Annotated in this window: 18 protein-coding genes; 10 read left to right on the forward strand and 8 right to left on the reverse strand. The window is 40.9% G+C overall.

The window, feature by feature from the left end; genetic code table 11:
* The first annotated feature begins 71 nt into the window (after positions 1–71).
* Positions 72–788 carry a DUF2846 domain-containing protein gene (locus ACTJJH_RS07515; protein WP_336031288.1) on the forward strand — a complete coding sequence of 239 codons (717 nt, stop codon included), beginning with the start codon at positions 72–74 and terminating at the stop codon, positions 786–788.
* 25 nt (positions 789–813) lie between these two features.
* Here ACTJJH_RS07515 and ACTJJH_RS07520 read toward each other — a convergent pair whose 3' ends face one another.
* The 5 genes from ACTJJH_RS07520 to ACTJJH_RS07540 all read right to left on the reverse strand — a co-directional run bounded on the left by ACTJJH_RS07520 (position 814) and on the right by ACTJJH_RS07540 (position 6,757).
* Positions 814–1,368 carry a DUF2059 domain-containing protein gene (locus ACTJJH_RS07520; RefSeq protein ID WP_002114716.1) on the reverse strand — a complete coding sequence of 185 codons (555 nt, stop codon included), beginning with the start codon at positions 1,366–1,368 and terminating at the stop codon, positions 814–816.
* Positions 1,369–1,510: 142 nt separating this feature from the next.
* Positions 1,511–3,037, reverse strand: a complete 1,527-nt coding sequence (locus ACTJJH_RS07525) for a fumarate hydratase (protein ID WP_002115045.1) — start codon at positions 3,035–3,037, stop codon at positions 1,511–1,513.
* 226 nt (positions 3,038–3,263) lie between these two features.
* Positions 3,264–5,408, reverse strand: a complete 2,145-nt coding sequence (gene pta / locus ACTJJH_RS07530) for a phosphate acetyltransferase (RefSeq protein WP_440600946.1) — start codon at positions 5,406–5,408, stop codon at positions 3,264–3,266.
* Between the two features lie 45 nt (positions 5,409–5,453).
* Positions 5,454–6,656, reverse strand: a complete 1,203-nt coding sequence (locus tag ACTJJH_RS07535; RefSeq protein WP_005066132.1) for an acetate/propionate family kinase — start codon at positions 6,654–6,656, stop codon at positions 5,454–5,456.
* Complete coding sequence (locus ACTJJH_RS07540; protein ID WP_005804223.1) at positions 6,638–6,757, reverse strand: hypothetical protein; 120 nt, start codon at positions 6,755–6,757, stop codon at positions 6,638–6,640. Before ACTJJH_RS07540 ends, ACTJJH_RS07535 begins: the two co-directional genes overlap by 19 nt.
* Before the next feature lie 659 nt (positions 6,758–7,416).
* Between ACTJJH_RS07540 and edd the strand changes: the two genes are divergently transcribed.
* The 5 genes from edd to ACTJJH_RS07565 all read left to right on the forward strand — a co-directional run bounded on the left by edd (position 7,417) and on the right by ACTJJH_RS07565 (position 13,790).
* Positions 7,417–9,270 (forward strand): phosphogluconate dehydratase, encoded by a 1,854-nt coding sequence (gene edd, locus ACTJJH_RS07545; protein WP_057075774.1) that lies wholly within the window; start codon positions 7,417–7,419, stop codon positions 9,268–9,270.
* 20 nt (positions 9,271–9,290) lie between these two features.
* Positions 9,291–9,920 (forward strand): bifunctional 4-hydroxy-2-oxoglutarate aldolase/2-dehydro-3-deoxy-phosphogluconate aldolase, encoded by a 630-nt coding sequence (gene eda / locus ACTJJH_RS07550; RefSeq protein WP_276124337.1) that lies wholly within the window; start codon positions 9,291–9,293, stop codon positions 9,918–9,920.
* A 185-nt stretch (positions 9,921–10,105) separates the two neighbouring features.
* Positions 10,106–11,464 (forward strand): GntT/GntP/DsdX family permease, encoded by a 1,359-nt coding sequence (locus tag ACTJJH_RS07555; RefSeq protein ID WP_016142252.1) that lies wholly within the window; start codon positions 10,106–10,108, stop codon positions 11,462–11,464.
* Positions 11,465–11,481: 17 nt separating this feature from the next.
* Positions 11,482–11,994, forward strand: a complete 513-nt coding sequence (locus tag ACTJJH_RS07560) for a gluconokinase (RefSeq protein ID WP_009390752.1) — start codon at positions 11,482–11,484, stop codon at positions 11,992–11,994.
* Between the two features lie 167 nt (positions 11,995–12,161).
* A complete protein-coding gene (locus ACTJJH_RS07565; protein ID WP_440600947.1) occupies positions 12,162–13,790 on the forward strand; it encodes an NADP-dependent glyceraldehyde-3-phosphate dehydrogenase in 1,629 nt (542 codons plus the stop codon).
* Between the two features lie 67 nt (positions 13,791–13,857).
* Here the strand turns inward: ACTJJH_RS07565 and ACTJJH_RS07570 are convergent, their stop codons facing one another.
* Positions 13,858–15,123: a glutamate-5-semialdehyde dehydrogenase gene (locus ACTJJH_RS07570; protein WP_044101247.1), complete on the reverse strand. Its 1,266-nt coding sequence runs from the start codon at positions 15,121–15,123 to the stop codon at positions 13,858–13,860.
* 299 nt (positions 15,124–15,422) lie between these two features.
* Between ACTJJH_RS07570 and ACTJJH_RS07575 the strand changes: the two genes are divergently transcribed.
* A complete protein-coding gene (locus ACTJJH_RS07575; RefSeq protein ID WP_372539606.1) occupies positions 15,423–16,736 on the forward strand; it encodes an alpha/beta fold hydrolase in 1,314 nt (437 codons plus the stop codon).
* Positions 16,737–16,791: 55 nt separating this feature from the next.
* On the opposite strand, the gene ACTJJH_RS07580 is transcribed toward ACTJJH_RS07575, so the two are convergent.
* Together ACTJJH_RS07580 and nagZ are read right to left on the reverse strand one after the other, a co-directional pair.
* On the reverse strand, positions 16,792–17,634 hold the full coding sequence (locus ACTJJH_RS07580) for a class I SAM-dependent methyltransferase (RefSeq protein ID WP_372539605.1): 843 nt from the start codon (positions 17,632–17,634) through the stop codon (positions 16,792–16,794).
* A gap of 325 nt (positions 17,635–17,959) precedes the next feature.
* Positions 17,960–18,979: a beta-N-acetylhexosaminidase gene (nagZ, locus tag ACTJJH_RS07585; RefSeq protein ID WP_440600948.1), complete on the reverse strand. Its 1,020-nt coding sequence runs from the start codon at positions 18,977–18,979 to the stop codon at positions 17,960–17,962.
* A gap of 192 nt (positions 18,980–19,171) precedes the next feature.
* Here nagZ and ACTJJH_RS07590 point away from each other — a divergent pair, with 192 nt between their 5' ends.
* From ACTJJH_RS07590 to ACTJJH_RS07600, 3 genes are all read left to right on the forward strand, one after another.
* Positions 19,172–21,355: a carboxy terminal-processing peptidase gene (locus ACTJJH_RS07590; protein WP_440600949.1), complete on the forward strand. Its 2,184-nt coding sequence runs from the start codon at positions 19,172–19,174 to the stop codon at positions 21,353–21,355.
* Between the two features lie 137 nt (positions 21,356–21,492).
* Positions 21,493–22,782 (forward strand): glycosyltransferase family 4 protein, encoded by a 1,290-nt coding sequence (locus tag ACTJJH_RS07595; RefSeq protein WP_440600978.1) that lies wholly within the window; start codon positions 21,493–21,495, stop codon positions 22,780–22,782.
* Between the two features lie 24 nt (positions 22,783–22,806).
* The gene (locus tag ACTJJH_RS07600) at positions 22,807–23,358 is read left to right on the forward strand and encodes a phosphatase PAP2 family protein (protein WP_005066176.1); all 552 of its coding nucleotides are present in this window, start codon (positions 22,807–22,809) and stop codon (positions 23,356–23,358) included.
* The last annotated feature ends 52 nt before the right edge of the window (positions 23,359–23,410 follow it).

Genomic DNA, 23,410 nt, shown 5'->3' on the forward strand with positions numbered 1-23,410 from the left:
TAAAAATACAAAATACGCATAGTTTTGCGGTGTAAAAAATAAATCAAAAACAAAACGCTTTGAGGGATGCCATGCGTTATTTAATCGTATCTTTGTGTTGTGCCGGACTATTTGTGGGCTGTCAAAGTTCATCTCATTTAGAAAAAAATCCGAGTGAATTGACCGCGACTCTACCTAAAGTTGATATTGAAAAAGAACCTGGTTTATTAGATCAATATCATTTAGGCGGTTTTACTGTGGGAGGGTGGGTCAACCAAAAATTGGGTCAGACTTTTGCTCCAATCAAACCACAAAATGAACAGGCAGCTGTAGTTTATCTATATCGACCAGACACAAAATGGAATCGTCAGGAAATTGCAGCGATTAATCTCTTTGTGAATGGTAAGCGCATTCCGAGTCTATTACATAATCATTATTACTGGATTGAGTTACCAGCAGGAACGTATCGTCTTTCAGCAAGTCGCCCTTTACTTGGTATCCATTTTCAAGAACCAAAATATATTGATATCACTGTTGAGGCGGGAACGTCTTATTATTTGAAATATGATGAAGAAAATAAAATGGACCGAAGTGAACATACTGGTCCATTTATGTTAATGCAAGACAATATTGGACGTAGAGAGATAGCATTTACCGAGCTTAAATCTTCTAGCTATAATTTTGTTGCTGAAGATGCTTCAGGAAAGATCCGCCATAAACCACAAGAATTAAAGCCAGCCAAATATGATGAAAAATCAGATGTACATCTGATTAAACCATTTAAATTATGGAATCCTTTAACTTGGTAATGAGCTGCAAAAAGATAAAGAAAAGTTAAGACTTTTCTTTATCTTTCATCAATGGTGCAAGAATTTTAAGCATCTCTTCTTGCATATGATCTCGTGCTTTAGGGTCATTAAATGTTTGCTGTCCCAACTCCATCATATATTCTGAAATTTGCCCCATAATCTGTACGTTCTTGCGCGTAATTGATTGGCCTTCTGGGGTTTTTAAAAATTTCAGATTAGCCTGAATTTCCTCTTCAGTATAAGTCTTTAGGTAAATATCCTGTAAGGCTTGGGCAGTTTTGGGGTTGCTAATCAGCTGATTACTCGAATCTTTTAGGAGAGAACCTAACTTCTTCGCGGCCTCTTTTTCTTTTGGACCTAAAGTTTTGATACCCGTGATATTACTAACGATTTGTTCTGCCTGTTGATCATAGTAAGGTGTTAATTCATTAATTGATTCTTTAAGCAGATAATCAATTTGGCTCATTTGCATGAGTTCTTTAACTGAACTTAATTTGGCAGGAGAGGCAAATAAGCTTGTGGTAATACAGCTTAGGCAGAGGCTGATTGAGAGATTTTTAAGAATAGGGCGAATAGTCATGAAATGACCTATATTCAATATTTGGCGAGAGGGTGCTTTCATTAATAGCACAGATTGACGAAGTAATTGTTACAATTCTTTTCAGATTTTAAAATAAAAAAAGAATGTATAAAAAAAGCACCGAATTCGGTGCTTTTCTTGATTAGCCAGCTGCTGCATCGACTACTGGAATTTTTCCAATTTTCGCTTGCCAGATTTTTGGAGCTACTGCGTGAATTGAAGTACCGTTTACATCAACTGCAACAGAAACAGGCATATCTTCAACTACGAATTTGTAGATTGCTTCCATACCTAAGTCTGCAAACGCAACAACTTCAGCTTCACGAACAGCTTTAGATACGAGGTAAGCCGCACCACCAACTGCCATTAAGTAAGTTGCTTTGTTGTCTTTGATTGCTTCAATTGCTGTAGGACCACGGTCAGCTTTACCGATCATACCGAATAGACCAGTATGTTCTAATACTTTACGTGTGAATTTATCCATACGTGTTGCAGTTGTAGGGCCAGCAGGACCAACGACTTCATCACCCACTGGATCAACAGGGCCAACGTAGTAAATAAACTTACCTTTAAGATCAACTGGTAATTCTTCACCATTGTCGATCATTTCAACCATACGTTTGTGCGCAGCATCACGACCTGTGTACATTGTTCCGCTAAGAAGTAAGGTATCACCTGGTTTCCAAGAGTCCATTTCTTCTTGAGTAATGGTATCAAGGTTTACGCGTTTAGACTGTGAAGAGTCCCAAGTTACAGAAGGGTAGTCTTCAAGTTTTGGTGCTTGGATATGAGCTACACCTGTACCATCAAGCTGGAAGTGAGCATGACGAGTAGCAGCACAGTTAGGAATCATACCTACTGGTTTACCAGCAGCATGACATGGGTAATCTTTAATTTTAATATCAAGAACAGTCGTTAAACCGCCAAGACCTTGTGCGCCAATACCAAGTGCGTTTACTTTTTCAAAGATTTCGATACGAAGCTCTTCGATTTTGTTCTCTGGCCCACGGCGAAGTAATTCGTCCATGTTGATTTCTTCCATGAGTGCTTCTTTAGCAAGCATCATGGCTTTTTCAGCAGTACCACCAATACCAATACCGAGCATACCAGGAGGACACCAACCTGCACCCATAGTTGGAACAGTTTTAAGAACCCAGTCAACAATCGAATCAGATGGGTTAAGCATCGCAAGTTTAGATTTGTTTTCTGAACCGCCACCTTTAGCAGCAACAGTAATATCTACTTTGTTACCCGGAACGAGTTTGTAGTGAATTACAGCAGGGGTATTATCTTTTGTATTTTTACGACCAAATGCAGGGTCGGCAAGTACAGATGCACGAAGAACGTTGCTGTTTTCAAGGTAACCTTGGCGAACCCCTTCATTTACTGCATCGTCTAAGCTCATCGTTAAATCAAATTTAACATCTAAGCCCACTTCAAGGAAAACGTTAACAATACCAGTATCTTGGCAAATTGGACGATGACCTTCCGCACACATGCGAGAGTTAATTAGAATCTGTGCAATTGCATCCTTTGCGGCTTTGTTTTCTTCGCGATCATAAGCACGGCTCATCGCTTGGATAAAGTCTTGCGGGTGATAGTACGAAATAAACTGTAGGGCGTCCTTGATCGATGTAATCAAGTCATCTTGTTTGATAATCGTTGTCATACCAGAAAATCTCTTGAGCGGGCTGTTAGCTAGCGGGCTAAATTATATGACAAAAAGACAGTGTTGTGGGAGATTGGTTGATCTTTTGACCGAAAGTCGCATAAGAACATATTGATGAGATTTAAAAGAGAGAAATCGGAAAATTATTTATTTTTAATGACTAAAATAAAAAAAGCCATTTGAGCGGATATCAAATGGCGAGAGGTAGTAAAGGCGAATTTATTAATTATTTGGCAGCGGCTTGCTGCTCTGCCTGAATTGTCGTTAACGCAATGGTAAAGACGATGTCATCTACCAATGCTCCACGAGACAAGTCATTGACTGGTTTGTTGAGGCCTTGCAGCATTGGTCCAACGCTCACAACATTTGCAGCACGCTGTACTGCTTTGTAAGTGGTATTACCCGTATTTAAATCTGGGAAAATAAATACATTGGCACGGCCAGCAACACGTGAGTCAGGTGCCTTTTGACGTCCCACACTTTCAACGGAAGCTGCATCGTATTGAAGTGGACCATCAATCAGTAAATCCGGGCGACGTTGCTGAGCAATTTGAGTTGCTTGCTGTACTTTTTCAACATCAGCACCTGTTCCAGAAGTACCAGTTGAGTAGCTGATCATGGCAATACGCGGATCAATTCCAAAAGCTTTCGCTGAGTCAGCCGACTGAATTGCAATTTCAGCAAGTTGTTCTGCGGTTGGATCTGGATTAATCGCACAGTCGCCATATACATAAACTTCATCTGGCAAAAGCATAAAGAATATTGATGAAACCAGTGAATATTCAGGTGCTGTCTTGATGAGCTGGAATGCTGGGCGGACCGTATTTGCTGTGGTGTGTACCGCACCTGAAACTAAACCGTCGACTTGATCTAAGGCTAACATCATGGTGCCAAGCACTACGGTATCTTGAAGTTGTTCTTTCGCTTGAAGCTCGTTGAGTTTACCTTTACGTAGCTCAACCATTGGTGCAACGTATTGGTTACGAATACTATCGGGGTCGACAATTGCCAATTCGGCAGGTAATTCAATACCACGTGCTTTGGCAACATCGTGCACAGCATCTGGTTTAGCTAACAAAATACAATCAGCAATACCACGTGCCTGACAAATTGCCGCAGCTTGAATGGTGCGCGGTTCATCACCTTCTGGTAACACAATTCGTTTTTTTGCTGCAATTGATTTTTGCACCAGTTCATGACGGAAAGCAGATGGCGACAGGCGAGGGGTAGCGGCATTGTTGCTGTGCTGCTTAAGCCATTCGACATCAATATGACTTGAAACAAATCGAGTCACTTGCTCAGCACGTTCAGTATCGTCAGTTGGAATTTCATTACCAAAATTAGATAGGCGCTGTGCGGTTTCAAGTGTATTTAAACGGGTATGTAAAATCGGTAACCCTTGTTTAATTGCACTTTGGCAAAATTCTAAAAGCTCTGGTGCTGGCGCTTCTCTTTCGGTAAGAACCAAACCTGCAAGAGGAATACCATTGCTGGTTGCCAAACTACTTGCAAGTAAAACGTCGGTACGCTCAGATGCGCTAATAATTAATTCGCCTGCAATAAATTTATTCAGTTCATATTCAATGCTTGAAGCAATTAAACTCGAATGCAAAATTCGACGTGTTTTAGCTTCACCTTGATGTACCCATTGCCCATCAATGACATTTGCAATATCAAGTGTTCTAGGTACGCTTAGCGTGTTACTAAATGGAACCAGTCCAATAATCGGTAAATCACTAGAACCAAAATAACGATTATATTTTTGCAGTTCAGTCGTAAATTTTGCGATTTCTTCAGTCGGTCGTAACGATGGATCAAATGCAACAGGAATTTGTGCTGTTTCTTCAGTTAATCCACGGGTACGCATGAAAAGCACGCCAGCAGTACGATTTGATGTTGCTCCACCAAACTGACGTAAATGAGCATCTACTTTTTCTGCGGCTTTTTTCGGGTTTTGAATATCTGCTGTGCTGACCAATACGACTTCTGCATCAAGCGCTTGTGCAAGACTTGCGTTAAGTTCACTGGCGAAGTGATCTTGTCCGTTAGGTAATAAGCCTTCCACAATAATGACATCATGGTCTGCTGCAACGCTACGGTGGAGGCTAACAGCTTCTTCAAGTAATTCATCTACTTCCCCAGCGGCAATAAGCTGAGTTAATTTTTCATGCGAAATAGATTGAACAGTTTTACTTTGAAATAAATGACCAAATAATGAAGTGGTTCGGTCAAGATGTTCTTGGTCTTCTTGAGAAAATGGTTTTAAAAAGCCTGCTTTAATCCCGTTACAATCAAGTGCGTAAATCATGCCTAAGCAGGCAGAGGTTAAACCAACCCCTTCGCCTGTAGGAATCAATAAAATTGTATTCATATAAACCTATAAATAAACGAATATCGAGTTTTCGCTAAGCTCTAATTAGGCAAGGCTTGCTACAGATGCTGTATTTTCTGCTGCTTCAACAACTTGACGAGTTTCTTTGGCAATACGGCCTTCCTCGTCTGTAGGAATGACCCAAATTTGAGGTCCTGTTCCATTGTCGATTCGTCCTTCAGTGCCACGTTTTAGGTTGTTGTTTTGATCTTTATCAAGCTGCAAACCAAAATGAGGTAAATAAGCTAAGGTTTTTTCACGAATATAAGCTGAGTTTTCGCCAATACCGCCTGTGAAGATTAGACCGTCCAAAGTCGGTAAGCCACAGCTTAATGCAGCCAGTGATTTTGCAAGGCGATAGCTAAACACTTCAATTGCAAGACTAGCATCTTCATTACCATTTTCAGCAGCTTCAATCACTGTACGCATGTCGTTAGACAGTTGAGATAAACCTAGTAAGCCACTTTCATTATTTAAAACTTTATCAATTTTTGCTAAATCCCAACCGAGGTTTTTCGCAAGGAAGCTATGTAAGCTTGGATCAACGTCACCACTACGTGTTCCCATCACTACGCCTTCAAGTGGAGTGAGACCCATAGAGGTATCAACACTTTGTCCATTCCATACTGCGCAAGTTGAACTGCCGTTTCCTAAGTGGGCTGTTAACCATCCACCTTTTTTCAGGTTACCTGCCAGCTCACTCGCTTTGTCAGACACATAGGCGTGGCTTGTACCATGGAAGCCATAACGGCGGACGTTGTGGTCAGTATATAAAAATTTAGGAATTGCATAACGGTATGCATGCGGTGGCATGGTTTGGTGAAATGCAGTGTCGAATACGGCAACTTGCGGTAATTCAGGAAATAGACGTACGGTTGCGTCAATACCAATTAAATGTGCTGGGTTGTGAAGTGGGGCTAAAGGTGTCGCAGCACGAATACGTTCAATAATTTCAGGAGTGAGTAATTCTGCTTTGGTTAAACTACCACCGTGTACAACACGATGTCCAATTGCTTGCGGTTTGTAGTTGGCAAGACGTGCAAGTAAAGTTTCTAAAGCTTTGGCATGGTCAGCATAAGGGATTGAAAGTTCAAGTGGTTCACCACCTACAGTAATTCCCTTAATACGAGCATCAGCTGCCCCCAAGTTTTCTGCTAAACCGTAAATACGATCTTCACGACGCTCTGAAACCAGTGCGTATTTAATAGATGAAGAGCCGCAATTGATAACTAATACTGATGTAGCCACGTTGAAATACCCAAGTCCTGATTTAAAATAGTTTTCCTAACTTCCTGTTCAACATGTATTATTTTTCGATACAGATTGAACGGGTTGTCATGTTTTAACATGTGTTGTTTTTCTGTCCAAGATAGACTTTAGCCCATTAGACTTAAGCACTATCGACCATCAAATTATTTGTAACTAACATTTGTCCAGTATAAAGCTTAACCACTGTATTCCTTGTTTTTTTATACGTGTAGAAACGAGTTTTTTGTATATATTTATGAAAGGTAAATTTCTATTTAATGTATTTTTCAAATATTTGGTATAAATTTTTTAAGAAAAAAGAAGTGCTGTTATTTTAATCAAACTATAGGGGAGTATTACAAATAATATACGTAAATGAAATTAAATTTTAATCGTTTATATATAGGTTAAAATATATAAATCATAAACATTTTTAATATAAAACTTAGTATAAAAAAGCCGGTATAAATACATTTATAAGAATATTTTATTGCTTTGATATTATGAGAATTTTCTCGTAGTTATTAGAAGCTAATATACCAGTAAATATAGTCAAAAATAAAACCAGCTTCTTGTTTAAAACTTAAACATAATTTGTATTTAATAACCATGCTCGGGTATTACCGTAAAATTGACTAGGGCTTGCATGTCGCTTTTTGCCTTAATAATATTGTTCCTTCCCCTTATCAAATGATGATGAAATATATCATTTGGTCTATTTTTATGTTCCGGCTTATCCGGTTGTACAGGAGCGTCCAGCATGGACTTGCCGAATCCAGTATTGGCAAAAGTGACCGAGCGTGTAATCGCACGTAGTCAAAAAACTCGTTCTGCATATTTACAACGTATTGAACATGCACAAGGCAAATTTCCTGCTCGTGGAGCACTTTCATGTGCCAATCTGGCTCATGGTTTTGCCAGTATGGACGATAATGAAAAATTAATTATTAAAGTAGGCCGTGAACCAAATATTGGCATCGTATCTTCATACAACGAAATGCTGTCGGCTCACGCACCGTATAAAACATTTCCAGATTTAATTAAAACAGCCGCTCGTGAGAATGGCGGCGTGGCACAGTTTGCAGGTGGTGTGCCTGCGATGTGTGACGGTATTACCCAAGGTAATGCTGGCATGGAACTGTCATTGTTCTCTCGTGAAACCATTGCGATGAGTACAGCGATTGCATTGTCTCATAACATGTTTGACGCAGCTTTATGTCTGGGTGTTTGTGACAAGATCGTACCGGGCTTGCTCATTGGTGCTTTGCAGTTTGGCTATTTACCTACTATTTTTGTGCCAGCTGGCCCAATGACCAGCGGGTTATCTAACGATGAGAAAGCTAAAATTCGTCAGCAATTTGCAACGGGCCAGGTTGGCCGAGATGCTTTGCTAGAAGCTGAGTCAGCTGCCTATCATGGACAAGGAACTTGTACTTTTTACGGTACAGCTAACAGTAACCAGATGCTGATGGAAGTAATGGGCTTGCATTTGCCAAGTGCCGCATTCGTTCATCCTCATACACCATTACGTGATGCACTTACTGCAGAAGCTGCGATTCGTGTACTTGATTTGACAGTTGAGCGCGGAAACTATACACCGATTGGTCATGTTATTGATGAAAAAGCCATTATCAATGGTATCGTGGCGTTACTCGCTACCGGTGGTTCAACCAACCATACTTTGCATTTGATTGCGATTGCTCGCGCTGCTGGTATCTTGATTGACTGGGATGACTTCGATGAGTTGTCAGCTGTTGTTCCATTACTCGCAAAAATCTATCCAAATGGTAAGGCCGATGTAAACCATTTCCAAGCTGCGGGTGGGGTTGCTTTCCTCATTCGTAACTTACTTGAAGCTGGCTTGTTGCATAACGACGTAACGACTGTGGCTGGTAAAGGTTTACAGCACTACACCAAAGAACCAAAACTGATTGATGGCAAGCTCACTTGGGTTGATGGTGTGGTTCAAAGCCTTGATGACAAAGTTTTACGTAGCATTGATGCGCCGTTTCAACCAGATGGTGGCTTGCGCTTAATGCAAGGTCGCCTTGGCCGTGGTGTAATCAAGATTTCTGCTGTTGCGCCAGAGCATCGTAAAGTTAAAGCACCCGCAATTGTGTTTGATTCTCAAGAAGCGGTGCAAGCTGCGTTTGATCGTGGTGAGTTACACCGAGACTTTATTGCAGTTGTTCGTTTCCAAGGTGCGCGTGCTAACGGTATGCCTGAATTGCATCGTTTGACGCCTGTGTTGGGTGTTTTACAAGATCAAGGTTTCCACGTTGCTTTAGTGACTGATGGGCGTATGTCTGGTGCTTCAGGTAAAGTTCCTGCGGTGATTCATTTATCTCCAGAAGCCTTACTAAATGGGCCGATTGCTAAAGTTCAAACAGGCGATATGTTAATCATTGATGCCGAAGCTGGCGTACTCGATGTTGAAATAGATGATGATGTATGGCAGTCGCGCCCTGTTGCACAGCCAGAACATCAGGCTGAAAACGAAGTTGGCTTTGGCCGTGAATTATTTGGTGTTTTCCGTGCTGCTGCTGCGCCAGCTGAACATGGGGCATCTGTATTTGGTGCATTAGTTGGTGAAAATTCACCAGAGCAGATTTGAGTCAAAGGAACTGAAAAATAATGATTAAAATTGAAGATATCCTCAAATTAGGCCCAGTTATTCCTGTATTGGCATTTGATTCTGCTGAGCAAGGTGAGGATGTATCACGTGCTTTACATACAGGTGGCGTGAAAGTTCTTGAGATTACATTGCGTACCGCTGCTGGTCTTGCTGCTATTGAGCGTGCTAGTCAATTAGCTGATGACATTGTGGTGGGTGTAGGTACGATTACTAAGCCAGAACACTGTGCTCAAGCTAAAAAAGCAGGTGCTCAATTTGGGGTATCTCCTGGTTTAACTAAAGACCTACATTTGGCTGCGCAAGATGCTGGTTTACCTCTATTGCCTGGTGTGATGACACCAAGTGACCTGATTCAAGCGATTGAATTAGGTTATGACATTGTGAAGTTCTTCCCAGCTCAACAAGCAGGTGGCGTTGAGATGCTAAAAGCATTTTATGGTCCATTTCCAAACTTACGCTTTTGCCCTACAGGTGGAATTACTGCAGAGTCAGCACCGGATTTCTTAAAGCAACCTAACGTGGTTTGTGTAGGTGGTTCATGGTTAACACCTAAAGCTACTGTAGCTGCCCAAGACTGGGCTGAAATTACTCGCTTGGCACAAATCGCGAGTCAGTTGAGAGCACCGTAGATGTAGTCGATATTTATAAAAAATGAAGTGCATTTTATGTGCTTTAAAGGCTGTATTGATGTGACCAGTTTGTGCTGGTCACACCTAAATATAAAAATTTAATGTCTTAACAGTAGGAATTACTGTGGTTAAAGACCCTTGTTTAGGCAGTGTGCCTAAATAATTATTCCAAGGAGAAGTGTCCCATGGAGACGGTTCAGGGTGGCATGTTACTGATCTACACTGTAATCGCGATTATTGCTTTAGTGGTCATGATCGCGAAGTTTAGAATTTATCCATTTTTAGTTCTCATTATTGTTTCACTCGGTTTAGCCTTGGCTGTTGGCATGCCAATGGGTGATATTGTTAAGTCTTATGAAGCCGGTACAGGTAAAACCTTAGGTCACCTCGCGATTGTAATCGCACTAGGAACGATGCTCGGTAAAATGATGGCCGAGTCTGGTGGCGCAGAGCGAATAGCGATTACTTTAATTAAGTGGTTTGGTGAGAAAAATATTCACTGGGCCATGATGTTTATTGCCCTTATTGTTGGGCTTCCCGTATTTTTCGAAGTAGGTTTCGTTCTACTCATTCCAATTGCATTCAACATTGCGAAGCGAACAGGCAAATCCTTACTGGTTGTGGGCTTGCCAATGGTTGCAGGTTTGTCGGTTGTGCATGGCTTAATTCCACCACATCCAGCAGCATTGTTGGCAGTACAGGCTTATCATGCTGATATCGGTAAAACGATTGCTTATAGTCTGATAGTGGGTGTGCCAACGGCAATTGTTGCTGGACCATTGTATGCACTTTGGATCAATAAATACGTCAAATTGCCTGAAAATAATCCTTTAGCAAAGCAGTTTGTTGAAGCAGATGCTAGTAAGACACGTGAATTACCAAGCTTTGGGATTACCTTATTCACAATTATGCTGCCTGTAGTATTGATGTTGATCGGTAGCTGGGCTGATCTATTCTTTGCACCACAGACTTTCGCAAATGATTTGCTACGTTTCATTGGTACTTCTGATATCGCATTGCTTATTGCTGTACTGGTCAGTTTTATTACTTTCGGTACGATGCAGGGCTTTAACCGTGAACAAATTGAAAAATTCTGTGGCGGGTGTTTAGCTTCTATTGCTGGGATTATGTTGATTGTAGGTGCTGGTGGTGGTTTTGGTGGCATTTTGCGTGACACCGGTATTTCTAATGAGATTGTTTCTACAGCGTTGAAGGCAAATTTATCGCCGTTATTGTTAGGCTGGTTTGTTGCAGCACTGATTCGTTTGGCAACAGGATCGGCAACGGTGGCTATGGCTACAGCGTGTAGTATTGTCGCTCCAATTGCAGCTACGGCGGGTGTCGCAGTTAGGCCAGAACTTTTAGTACTTGCCACAGGTTCAGGTTCATTAGTTTTCTCACATGTAAATGACGCAGGATTCTGGTTAATCAAAGAATATTTCGGTATGACAGTAGGGCAGACACTCAAGACTTGGTCAGTATTAGAAACGATCATTTCAGTGTTGGGTTTATCTTTCACGCTACTGCTTAGCACTATTTTATAATTAAAGGTGAGTAATCCATGATTGTGATTGCAATGGGTGTCTGTGGAACAGGTAAAACCCTAATTGGTGAATTGTTATCAGAGCGTTTGGCTTGTGAGTTCCTTGATGGCGATACGCTTCATTCAGCTGCAAATAAAAGTAAGATGAGTCAAGGCATTCCCTTAACTGATGAAGACCGCTTGCCATGGTTACAAGCAATTCGTCAGGTCATTGAAACCAAACAAAGAGACGGTGAAACAGCTGTATTTACATGTTCATCTTTAAAACGCATGTATCGCGATATTTTAAGAGGGCAGGACCAAAATGTTAAGTTTGTCTACTTAAAAGGTTCTTATGAGTTATTACAGCAACGACTTGCAGAAAGATCAGGTCATTTTTTTGACCCAGCGTTGCTACAAACACAGCTAGACACATTAGAGGAACCTGATGTGAATGAAGCAATTGCTATTGATATTGCTCTCACACCAGAACAGATCATTGAACAAGTCATCCAGAAGCTAGGGGTGACTGATAGTGTGTGTCGGGGGTAAATTCATCTAGAAAGATTACCAACGCTTTAAGATATTCACCTTGTGGTTTACGGTTCAAGCAAGGTGAGTACGGATAATAATAGTGATATTGACCCGAATAAAACCTGATTACAGTGGCGAGTTCGGGAATATATAAAAGACATACGAATAATAAGGTATTAAGAAGAATGAATCAGTTAAATAATCTACAGCTTAAATTCCCAGTAGTAGACAGTATTCCTGAAAGTGTGCGTCTGCCCTCCCAAATTCATCAGCGTGTCTCACTCGTGGATGGTGAGTTGAAGCTATGGGCTGGTGCAACCAAGAAAACATTATCTCCAATCTGGATTCAGCAGCCTGACGGTAGCCTAGAGCAAGTTGAACTTGGTAGTTATCCGGTCATGGGCGAAAAAGAAAGCGATGAAGCACTAGAGGCAGCGGTAAGGGCTTACAACAATGGTCGTGGCGAATGGCCTATGATGAAGGTTGGTGAGCGCATTGCCTGTATGCAAAAATTTATTCAGCGCATGGTGGAACAGCGAGATCTAATTATTAAGCTGATCATGTGGGAAATTGGCAAAAGCTTGGCGGATTCAGAGAAAGAATTTGACCGTACGATTACCTACATGCGTCAAACGATTGATGCCCTGAAAGATTTGGATAATGCCAACTCCCGCTTTGTAATTGCTGAAGGTACGATTGGACAAATCCGTCGTACTCCATTAGGTGTCGTGTTGTGTATGGGACCATACAACTACCCACTGAACGAAACCTTTGCGACTCTGATCCCAGCCATGCTGATGGGGAATACGATCATCTTCAAACCACCTCAATTTGGGACATTGTTGTTTGAACCGTTACTAGAAGCGTTCCGTGATTCATTTCCAAAAGGTGTGATCAATACCATTTATGCACCAGGTTCTCTAGTGGTACCCCATCTACTGGCATCTGGGCAAATTAATGTACTGGCACTGATTGGTTCTAGTAAAGTAGCTGATCATTTGAAGAAGCAACATCCTAAATCTCACCGTCTGCGTGCGATTTTGGGGCTAGATGCGAAGAATGCCGCTATTATTCTGCCAGATGCTGATTTGGATCTGACAGTGAAAGAGTGTCTGTTGGGTGCATTGTCATTTAATGGTCAGCGTTGTACTGCGCTCAAAATGCTGATGGTACACCGCTCGATAGCCGATGAATTTGTTAACCGCTTAACGGCTGAACTGGCCAAACTTAAAGTGGGTATGCCGTGGGAAAAAGGTGTATTTATCACCCCATTACCAGGTATGCACCGTACGGCCTACATGACTGAAGTGATTGAAGATGCTGTGGCTAAAGGGGCAAAAGTAGTTAATCCGGAAGGTGGTGAGTTCTGCAAAACCATGTTCTATCCAGCCGTAGTTTATCCAGTGACTGAGGGGATGAGACTGTATCGTGAAGAACAGTTCGGTCCAGTGATACCAGTCTCTGTTTATGATGACATTGAAACTGTACTGGAATATGTCACTACTTCTGATCATGGGCAGCAGGTGAGTATTTTTGGTAGTGACCCTGAGCAAATTGGTCATTTAGTTGATCCGTTGGTCCATCAGGTCTGTCGTGTAAACATCAATTGTCAATGTCAGCGTGGCCCTGATGTATTCCCGTTCGGTGGTCGTAAAGATTCTGCGGAAGGTACATTGTCTGTGCATGATGCTCTGCGAGCGTTCTCTATCCGTTCTATGATTGCTGCTAAGCAGACAGATGATAGCAAAGGCATGTTGGCCTCTATGGTGTCTGAGCACTATTCTAAATTCGTGAATACCGACTTTATTTTCTAATTAATAACTTGAATAATAAAAAACGCCTGAAATTGATCAGGCGTTTTTGTTTGAACTCATAGATTAATTATTGACGAATTTGACCGTCACCTAACACAATCCATTTTTGAGAAGTTAAGCCTTCTAAGCCAACAGGACCGCGGGCATGGATTTTATCTGTAGAGATACCAATTTCTGCCCCTAAGCCATATTCAAAACCATCAGCAAAACGAGTTGAAGCATTGATTACAACTGAACTTGAATCTACACGAGCCAAGAACTGACGAGCCAAAGTATAGTTTTCAGTCACAATTGCATCGGTGTGATGTGAACCATATTTGTTAATATGGTCAATTGCTTCATCAATACCGCTAACCACTTTAACAGCAAGAATTGGCCCTAAATATTCGGTGTACCAATCTTCTTCTGTTGCAGGTTTTACAGAGGCACCCAAAATACGGCGTGTTTCTGGGCAGCCGCGTAACTCAACTTGTTTTTCAGCATATAGTTCGGCAATGCGTGGTAAGAAAACGTCTGCAATTTTTTCATCAACAAGCAGCGTTTCCATCGCATTACAAACGCCATAACGATGTGTTTTGGCATTTAAAGTAATTGGTAATGCTTTTTGCAAGTCTGCCTGTGCTTCAACAAATACATGGCAGTTACCATCAAGATGTTTAATCACCGGAATACGCGCTTCGTTGGTTACGCGCTCAATCAAGCTTTTACCGCCACGTGGAACAATTACATCTACATATTCAGCCATCGTGATGAGGTGACCAACAGCTGCACGGTCAGAAGTTTCAATGACTTGTACTGAATGCTCAGGTAAACCAGCAACTTTTAAACCATGCTTAATTGCTTCTGCGATTGCTTTATTTGACTCGAGTGCTTCTGAACCACCGCGTAAAATAATGGCATTGCCTGATTTAATCGCTAAAGATGCAGCTTCAAGTGTTACGTTTGGACGTGATTCGTAAATCATACCCACTACACCTAAAGGTACACGCATTTTTCCAATTTGAATGCCTGTGGGGCGATATGCAAGATCGGTAATTTCCCCAATTGGATCGACAAGCGCGATCACATCTTTTAAACCTTGCAACATCCCTTTAAAGCGTGCGGGCGTAAGCTCAAGACGATCAAGTAAGGCACTGTCGAGCTGATTGCTACGACCTTTATCCATGTCGATTTGATTCGCCGCCAAGATTGCTGCTTGATTATTTTCCAAAGCAGTATAAATAGCAGAGAGTGCATGATTTTTTAGTGAGGTAGAAGCACTTGTTAAGACGCGTGAGGCCTCGCGTGCTTGTTGCCCAACTTTTTGCATATATTGTTCAATTGAATCTTGCATAGCATTTTTTAATCATTTACCAATGAGTAAGATAGTAGCAGTCAAATGCGGAACAATGAATGGCTTTTTTTGAAAAATGTGACCGCCATAAAAAAACATTTAAATATTTTGCAAACTATTAGCGACTTAAACAAGATGAGCGGTCATTTCAGCGATTGCGTATATTTCAGACAATTGTTTAGAATGTTATTGTGCAATACAAACTAATACAAATTTTAAAGTTTTGTGCATAAAAGATTACGTGTTCAAGAAGGAACTCTTGCAGCATAAAAAAATTACAGCAAGGAGGAAGCAAGGATATGAATTCCATTATTCAAATGGATTCGGAGATCAACCAAGCTTATGCCGGTTTTGGCTTTTTCGATATCTACCATAGAGATAGTTTTAAACAACCTGCTCGTACAACATGGATTGACGGTTGGAAAATTGAATATATGGCAATTGCCGATCCTAAAACGATTCACAAAACACCGATTGTGATTGTTGGTGGTGCTTTCCAGAATTTTAATTCTTATAAATATTGTGTTGAACAATTGTTTGAAAGTGGTCCGGTTATTTTAATTGATTTACCTTCGATGGGTGCAAATCAGCAAATTACTAATCGCGACACAGGAGTATCTGCGGGTACTTTAGAACTTCCTGATTTATCTGAAATGTTAGGACGTTGGTTAGATATCGTTGGAATACAAAAAGTTTCTGTAATGGGAATGTCTTTAGGGTCCGTGATTGCCTCTTGTTTTGCTCATCACCGCCCAGATTTGATGGATCGTATGATCTTGATGGGAGTTATGCAAAAGACTCGTAAAAGTTGGCGAATGATTTTGGAAGAGTCGCTCAAACTCATGCAAGAAAACCGCATGGAAGAGTTTGGGCAAGCTGTTATTTTGTATTTAGTTAATCATGCAAAATTAGATAAAACTCGTATGTCACCAACCGCTAAGAAGTTATTTTTTAGACAAATGGCCGAGTTTACGGGGACTGAGCGAGAACGTTATGAAATTAACTGTAATCGTCTTTTGCGTTTAACAGATGTACCTATTCCAGAGTGCAAAACGCTGGTTGCAGCAGGGCAGTACGACAGTTTTACTCTGCCTCATGAAAATGCCAATTTTGCTTTGCAATGTCCAGATATGGAATTTGCACTTATTGCAAACGCTGATCATGTGCCACAGCTCCAGCGTCGTAAAGAAACCATGAGTTTGTTCACTTCATTCTTGAAAGGTGAATCTATCCACAATTTGGATGGTATTATTCCTATGACACGTGAACAAATGCAAAACATGGAGCGCCGTGGTGAGGAGCGAGTTCCAGTTTTGCAACCTAAAACTAAACTGAGCCACCGTGAATATAAAACAGAAGTGCCAGTGACGATTGTTGATGTGACTTTCTTTGGTATGTATTTAAAAATGGATGATGTTTCTCAGCTTGATTTTGTGAATGATCATCCACGTGATTTGGCACTGCATTTAGAAGATGAAGAAGGTCGTTTTGCAATTGAGTGCTTAATTTTTGAAAGTACAGCGCAGGGTATTCGAGCTTTATTTAAACATGGTAGTTTTGAGCTTGCTGATCGGTTAAGCCGTTTTATTGCTCGTCAAAAACAAGCAGCTTAATAATATAGTTATAGATGGAAGCTCGTTTATTTCGAGCTTCCATTTTTTATATTTATTATTTTATTTGCGCGTGAATAGTCCAGACTAAATCGCCTAAATGCTCTTCATGGCTATCTTGAGAAACTTGCCCAAAGAATATTTGAGGTTGTTCCACATTCACCTGCTGAAACTCCGTGTCTTTAAAAAAGTCCTTAACCTCTTGTGGACTTTTGAAGTGAAAACTAAACGAGCTTCGAGACATTAATTTCAATAATTTACTGCTATTCCAGATAATACTGGCAAGTTTGTTTTTTACTGGTTCAGGGTAGAGATCAGTTAAATAGTGAAAATTTTTAAAAGACGAACCATGGTGCGCAATTGACTGAATCAGTTGTTTTAATAAATCTTTATCAAAATAGTTAATCAAGCCTTCACTGATTACAACCAGTGGACGGTTCGGGTCAAACACTTCAAATGCCTGAGCAAAAGCTTCTGTAAATAAATCAACTGATAAGATTTCAGGTGCATTTTTTTCAATTTGCTGTAACGCATTTTGTTTGGTTTGTGCCATATCGGGCAAATCAAGCTCCCGATAGGTAATCGAAGGGTAATGTTGCCTAAACCACCAGCCACGTGGCGATAATCCGCATGCTATTTCTAAAACTTGTAAATCAGGATTTTCTTGAATGAGTTGTTCTAAATGATGATCAAGCATGATGTGGCGTTGTTTTAGTGTGCTGCGCATGCTGCCACCCACATATTTCTCTGCCCATGATTCTAGCGGGTGAACCAAATACGCCAGTGACTTGCCTTTCGTTGTGGCAAGAGCTTCATGAGAAATCCCCATTTGATACCAGATGTAGCCTGTATAGTGGGCTGTAAAAGAGATGTGGCGGTGTTTTGAAAGTTGTTGTGTCATTCGTCCTGAACTCGATTTATTGTTTTTGTGTGATCTTCATTATTTATAAAAATGAAGAATTTTTACTGCATTGATGTTGAATGAACCTGCATGACGGAGTCCTGTGAATTAGGTTAGCATTTTGGGATGAACTTTCAGTTGGAGTTACTTTTCTTTCGGGAAAAGTAACTAAAACCATTGTCATACGCAAAACCTGTTCACTTTCTGAATCTATCAAATATATTGAAGCAATCAATATCCTTCAGCAGATGAGCAGGTTGCGTATGACTTAACCGCGTATCAGATAGTGAATAGGTTTTTGTAGCCAATTAAAATTTTTACTAACTTAAATCGAATTTTTAAACTCTTCAATGGCTGTTTTGACAGCTTGCCACTCATTTCCAAGCGATAAGGTTTCACCGATCTGAATTTGTGGAATTTGGCCGCGCATGCGTTCTAAACGCTCTTGGTTTGGTAGTTCTAAGTTTGTAATACCTTCGAGTGCTGTACAGGCTGCACTTCGGTCATTACACACTAGTCCCATGTCACACCCAGCCGCTAGAGCAGCCTGAATACGCGCATCTGCACCCCCAGCGACACAAGCAGCCTGCATGCTTAAGTCATCAGAGAAAAGTACGCCATTAAAATTCAAACGTTTGCGTAGAACCTCTTGAATCCAGAAAGGTGAAAAACCTGCTGGATTTGGGTCAACTTGCTCATAAATCACATGTGCTGGCATGAGCGCATCAAGCTGAGGCATAAGCTTAATGAAGCTTTGCATATCGTGGTTATAAATTTCATCATAGCTACGGCTGTCGATTGCAGCTGCAACATGCGAGTCAGCTTTTACAGAACCGTGGCCTGGGAAGTGTTTGCCCGTGTTTGCCATTCCAGCTTTTTTCATGCCTTGCATAAATGCGCCGGCAAGTGGAGCAATATCATCAATATTTTTAGAGAAGCCACGGTCACCAATCACGTCACTAATTGCATTCAGATCTAGAACTGGTGCAAAACTAAAATCGATACCGACAGCAAGAACTTCAGTTGCCATTAACCAGCCGCACTGTTCAGCTAGCTGAAGTGCTTTTTGTGGTTGAGTTAAACACAACTCTCCGAAACGGCCCATGGCTGGTAATAAGGTAAAACCTGATCTTAGTCGCTGAACTCGGCCACCTTCTTGGTCAACAGCAATCAAAATATCTGGGCGAATTTGACGCATATGGTCGGTTAAAGCACGCACTTGTTGTGGAGATTCAATATTTCGTGCAAATAAAATCATGCCACCGACTTGCGGAGCGCGTAATAGTTCAATATCTTCTTGAGTAAGTTCTGTGCCGGCGATGTCCAGCATCAATGCGCCAATCATATTGGTTCCATTTGAATTTTGATTGAAAAACAATAAGCGAATTTTGCAATGTTTTGCTACATTTTGTCAGTACAGAATATGATAAAACTACACGGTATAAACAATTTAGTTGGTTAAGATTTTGAATCTGCTTAGTTCATATCGAAAACAGAGCGTGTAAGATAGGAACACCCAAGGAAGTATTAAAAATTTATGAAACTTCAAACTATAGCTTGTGCAGTAGCGATCGCGACTGGCGGTTTATTCTTCTCTCATACGATGAATGAAGCGAGAGCGGCAACCAATACTGCTGCGGTTTCTCAATCAATCCAGCCAACGCAAGAACAGGCTTTGGTGGCTCGCCAACTGGCAACTTTAGTTGATCGTCAACATTATTTAAATATGCGTTTGGATGCGACCACATCAAATCGTATTCTAGATATGTATTTAGATAGTCTTGATCCAGATCACTCACTATTTTTAGATTCTGAAGTTCAAAATTATAAAAAGCTATATGGTTCAAATTTTGGTGCTTCATTAAAAGCGGGGAATTTAACTGGACCGTTTGCAATTCATCAGCAATATCGTGAACGCTTAAAACAATTTTATGAGTTCATGTTAGCTGAGTTAAAACAACAGCAAAATTTAAAGCAGCCAAATAGTTATATTGAAGTTGATCGTGAAAAAGCACCGTATTTTAGAACGACTGCTGAGCAACAGAATCATTGGCGAAAAATGTTGGTTTCACAGTTAATCAACTTAACCATTAGCCGTGAAGAAGAGCAGGCGAAGCAAAAAGCGCTTAAAGAGAATCCTTCACTTGCAAATGGGCAAGACTTAACTGGCCCAGAAGATTTAACGCCAGCCCAAACGTTAACTAAACGTTATACGCGTCAGCTTGAAAGAATTAGTCGTGTGAAAAGCGATGACGTCTTGGATAAAACATTAAATGCAATGTTGGCAACTTATGATCCACATAGTAACTATTACCCGCCAATTGATGCGATAGAACTTAATCGCCAAACTACCTTGCAGCTTGAAGGTATTGGTGTGTCGATTCGTCCAGAACGTGGCAACGAAGATTACACCAAAATTGAAACCATTGTAGAAGGTGGCCCTGCAAGTAAGTCTGGTCAAGTGAAATCAGGAGATCGAATCATTGGTGTCGCTCAAGAAGGCGAGAAAATGATTGATGTGATTGGCTGGACAAGTTCTGAAATTGTTGGGCTTATTCGTGGTAAGCGCGGAACGAAAGTCACGCTAAAACTTCTTGGTGCTGGCGCATCAATGAGTCAGGCTCGTAATGTGACTTTAGTACGCGATGTTATTCAAGAAGAAGATGCTGGTGTTCGTTCACGCACAGTTGAAGTGACACGTGAGGGTAAAAAGCATGTGTTGGGCGTAATTGAAATTCCATCGTTCTATTTTGACTATCGTTCACGTCGTGCGGGTAAACAATATCGTTCGGTTTCTGAAGATACCGCAAATGCTTTTGAAGCGCTAAAAGCGAAGAAAGTAGAAGGTATTATTATTGACTTACGTAATGACCCGGGTGGCTCATTAGAAGAAGTTGCACGTATGTTGGGACAGGTGATTAAATCTGGTCCAGTTGTACAAATTCGTGATGGCAATGGCAACGTAAGCGTGTTTGAAGATAACGATGGCGGTCAGCAAATTTATACAGGTCCACTCGCAGTATTGGTGAACTTGGCATCGGCGTCAGCAAGTGAGATTTACTCTGCTGCAATTCAAGATTATGAGCGCGGTATTATTATTGGTAGTACAACCACTGGTAAGGGTACAGCTCAGGTACAACTTGATACTCTGGCATATGGTCAAGCGACTTTAACTCAGCGTAAGTTCTATCGTATTACTGGCGGTAGTACACAAAATAAAGGTGTAGTGCCAGACATTAAACTCGTTGATATCTATAACGAAGAGTTTGGTGAGCGTAAATCGAAGAATGCATTGAAGTGGGACACAATTCCTACTGCACCATTTAAGCGCGAAGGTTCTGTTCAACCTTATGTGACAAAGTTGTCCCAATTCTCTGAACAACGTGTTGGCAATGACGCTCAGTTTAAATATCTAAATAAACGTACTGCGATTGCTAAGGTGACGAGTGATCAAAAACAAGTAGTACTTGATATTGATAAGCGCCGTGCTGAATTACTTGGTTTAGAGAAACAAACTTTAGATGCAGAGAATGAGCGCCGTGCTGCAACGGGTCAAAAGCCTTTTGCAAACTGGGAAAGCTATCAAGCTTCATTAGACGCTCTAGCTGAATCTCGCGCTAAAATGAAAGCATCTCAACGTCCAGCGTTACCTGAAGAGGAAACTTTTGTGACTGAAGCTGCTAATGTACTCATGGATTATGCAAAATTGCAAAATCGCTAAGAGTTACTAGAATTTAAGAAAAAGCATGCTGTCATCAGTGTGCTTTTTTTATTTTTCATGTCAGTAAACTGTCATGCATTTATCATCAAAATGTCAAAAAAATTGCTTAATCTTTAAGCATGAAAATAAATACATTGATGGATGGCGCTATGCAAAGTTCATATGCGACAGCACTATTAAAACAACAGCAACTTCCTGAAAGCTTCCAATTCTTTTTTAAACAAAAGCAGCAGCTATCTAATGCACATTCATTGCATGATCTGGTGCGCCCACGTTTAAAAATTGCGATTGTGACGGAAACTTGGCCACCCGAAATCAATGGTGTGGCACTATCATTATTACAGTTATGCCAAGGTTTACAAAAACAGGGGCATAAGATTTTACTGATTCGCCCAGAGCAAAAAGCGAAATGTCATGACTTTACGCCAGAGCAAGAATGTCTGGTGATGTCACAAGCTATTCCAAAATATCCAACTTTACAATTTGGTTGGCCACAATATTTAAAAGTATCGAAAGCTTTTGAAAAGTTTGTGCCAGATGTCGTGCACATCGTGACTGAAGGGCCGTTAGGTTTAACCGCCATGCAGGCTGCTAAGGCAAAAGCTATTCCTGTTTCGAGCGGCTTTCATTCACCATTTCAAGACTTTAGTCGTTTCTTCGATTTGGCTTTTTTAGTCAAACCGATTCAAAAATACCTGTGCTGGTTTCACAATAACACTCAAGTAACTTGTGTGCCGAGTAAAGATACTCAAGAAGCATTACGCGGTTTTGGTATTACTTGTCCACTGGTTGTTGTTGGACGTGGCGTAGATACGACCAGATTTTCACCGAAGCATCGCTCTGAAAATTTGCGAAAACAATGGGATGCTAATGAGAATACTCGCGTTATGCTTTATGTGGGGCGTTTGTCTCCCGAAAAAGAAGTGCAAGTTCTCATTGAAAGTTATGCGAACCTACAAACCATTCAGCCACATAAAACTAAATTAGTAATTGTAGGAGATGGCCCAGATTTTGCTCGTTTAAAGTCACTACCTGAAGCGAAGGGTGTTATCTTTACCGGAAGTCTGAGAGGTCAAGATTTGGCGGCTGCCTATGCGAGTGCAGATGTATTCGTATTTGCGAGTCAAGTTGAAACGTTTGGTAACGTAGTTTTAGAGGCAATGGCAAGCGGTTTACCAGTTATAGCGTATGATTATGCATGTGCACATCAATACTTAACACATGGTGTGAATGGCTGGTTAAGCCCACTTGGACAAAAAAACCACTTTATACAACAAATTTATCAGCTTCCTTCAGTAAAACAACTTAGAGAAATGGGCGTACAAGCCTGTCATAAAGTACAGCAAAGCGGTTGGCAACTTCCGGTTCAGCAATTGGAGCAGGCATTTTATCAGGTAGTGAAGGAGCCCTCGTTGGACTTCACCTAAGTATCCTAAGATAGGAGAATGACCATGAAATTTAAGAATGCAAAAATAAAAATACTCGATTTAGATTTGAGAGGCTGTTTATATCTGAATAATTTCTCTCACTCACAGCGTGTTGCCCTTTTCTTCAAAATTATCAGTCGTGTTGGTGATGGTCCATTTTGGTATCTCATGTTGGCAATCGTGTGGGGTATGCAAGGCATTAACTATAGCTTGCAAATCATCTACTTGTTATTAGGTGGTTCTGTCGGCACAGCAATCTATAAATTTTTAAAACATAAAACAACGCGACCACGTCCTTATCAGGTGCATCAGGTGATTGTGCTCGGTGAAAGACCACTTGATCACTTTAGTTTTCCATCAGGTCACACGCTGCATGCGGTCATGGTGACAATTGTATTGGGTTACATTCAGCCAGTTCTGCTTGCGGCGATGTTTCCTTTCATGGTACTTGTCGCTTTATCTCGTATGGTACTGGGTCTTCATTATCCAAGTGATGTGATTGTTGGTGCGCTAATTGGTGCAGCGGTCGCGGCTACGATTATTTTTGTGGCGCCATTATTGAACATCGCTTTATAAGCATCGGTAATTTTTATCAGCTTAAGCTATCGATTAGGTTTGTGGATTTGCT

It is taken from the genome of Acinetobacter sp. 22301 (genome assembly GCF_052045285.1).
GTDB lineage: Bacteria > Pseudomonadota > Gammaproteobacteria > Pseudomonadales > Moraxellaceae > Acinetobacter > Acinetobacter pittii.

Bases quoted from the DNA above. Each gene is read 5' to 3' on its own strand.
- pta (WP_440600946.1), bottom strand. From the start codon at position 5,408: ATGAATACAATTTTATTGATTCCTACAGGCGAAGGGGTTGGTTTAACC.
- ACTJJH_RS07515 (WP_336031288.1), top strand. From the start codon at position 72: ATGCGTTATTTAATCGTATCTTTGTGTTGTGCCGGACTATTTGTGGGC.
- ACTJJH_RS07570 (WP_044101247.1), bottom strand. From the start codon at position 15,123: ATGCAAGATTCAATTGAACAATATATGCAAAAAGTTGGGCAACAAGCA.
- ACTJJH_RS07575 (WP_372539606.1), top strand. From the start codon at position 15,423: ATGAATTCCATTATTCAAATGGATTCGGAGATCAACCAAGCTTATGCC.
- ACTJJH_RS07565 (WP_440600947.1), top strand. From the start codon at position 12,162: ATGAATCAGTTAAATAATCTACAGCTTAAATTCCCAGTAGTAGACAGT.
- ACTJJH_RS07580 (WP_372539605.1), bottom strand. From the start codon at position 17,634: ATGACACAACAACTTTCAAAACACCGCCACATCTCTTTTACAGCCCAC.
- ACTJJH_RS07520 (WP_002114716.1), bottom strand. From the start codon at position 1,368: ATGACTATTCGCCCTATTCTTAAAAATCTCTCAATCAGCCTCTGCCTA.
- ACTJJH_RS07590 (WP_440600949.1), top strand. From the start codon at position 19,172: ATGAAACTTCAAACTATAGCTTGTGCAGTAGCGATCGCGACTGGCGGT.
- ACTJJH_RS07595 (WP_440600978.1), top strand. From the start codon at position 21,493: ATGGATGGCGCTATGCAAAGTTCATATGCGACAGCACTATTAAAACAA.
- ACTJJH_RS07540 (WP_005804223.1), bottom strand. From the start codon at position 6,757: ATGTTAAAACATGACAACCCGTTCAATCTGTATCGAAAAATAATACAT.
- ACTJJH_RS07600 (WP_005066176.1), top strand. From the start codon at position 22,807: ATGAAATTTAAGAATGCAAAAATAAAAATACTCGATTTAGATTTGAGA.
- nagZ (WP_440600948.1), bottom strand. From the start codon at position 18,979: ATGATTGGCGCATTGATGCTGGACATCGCCGGCACAGAACTTACTCAA.
- ACTJJH_RS07525 (WP_002115045.1), bottom strand. From the start codon at position 3,037: ATGACAACGATTATCAAACAAGATGACTTGATTACATCGATCAAGGAC.
- edd (WP_057075774.1), top strand. From the start codon at position 7,417: ATGGACTTGCCGAATCCAGTATTGGCAAAAGTGACCGAGCGTGTAATC.
- eda (WP_276124337.1), top strand. From the start codon at position 9,291: ATGATTAAAATTGAAGATATCCTCAAATTAGGCCCAGTTATTCCTGTA.
- ACTJJH_RS07555 (WP_016142252.1), top strand. From the start codon at position 10,106: ATGGAGACGGTTCAGGGTGGCATGTTACTGATCTACACTGTAATCGCG.
- ACTJJH_RS07560 (WP_009390752.1), top strand. From the start codon at position 11,482: ATGATTGTGATTGCAATGGGTGTCTGTGGAACAGGTAAAACCCTAATT.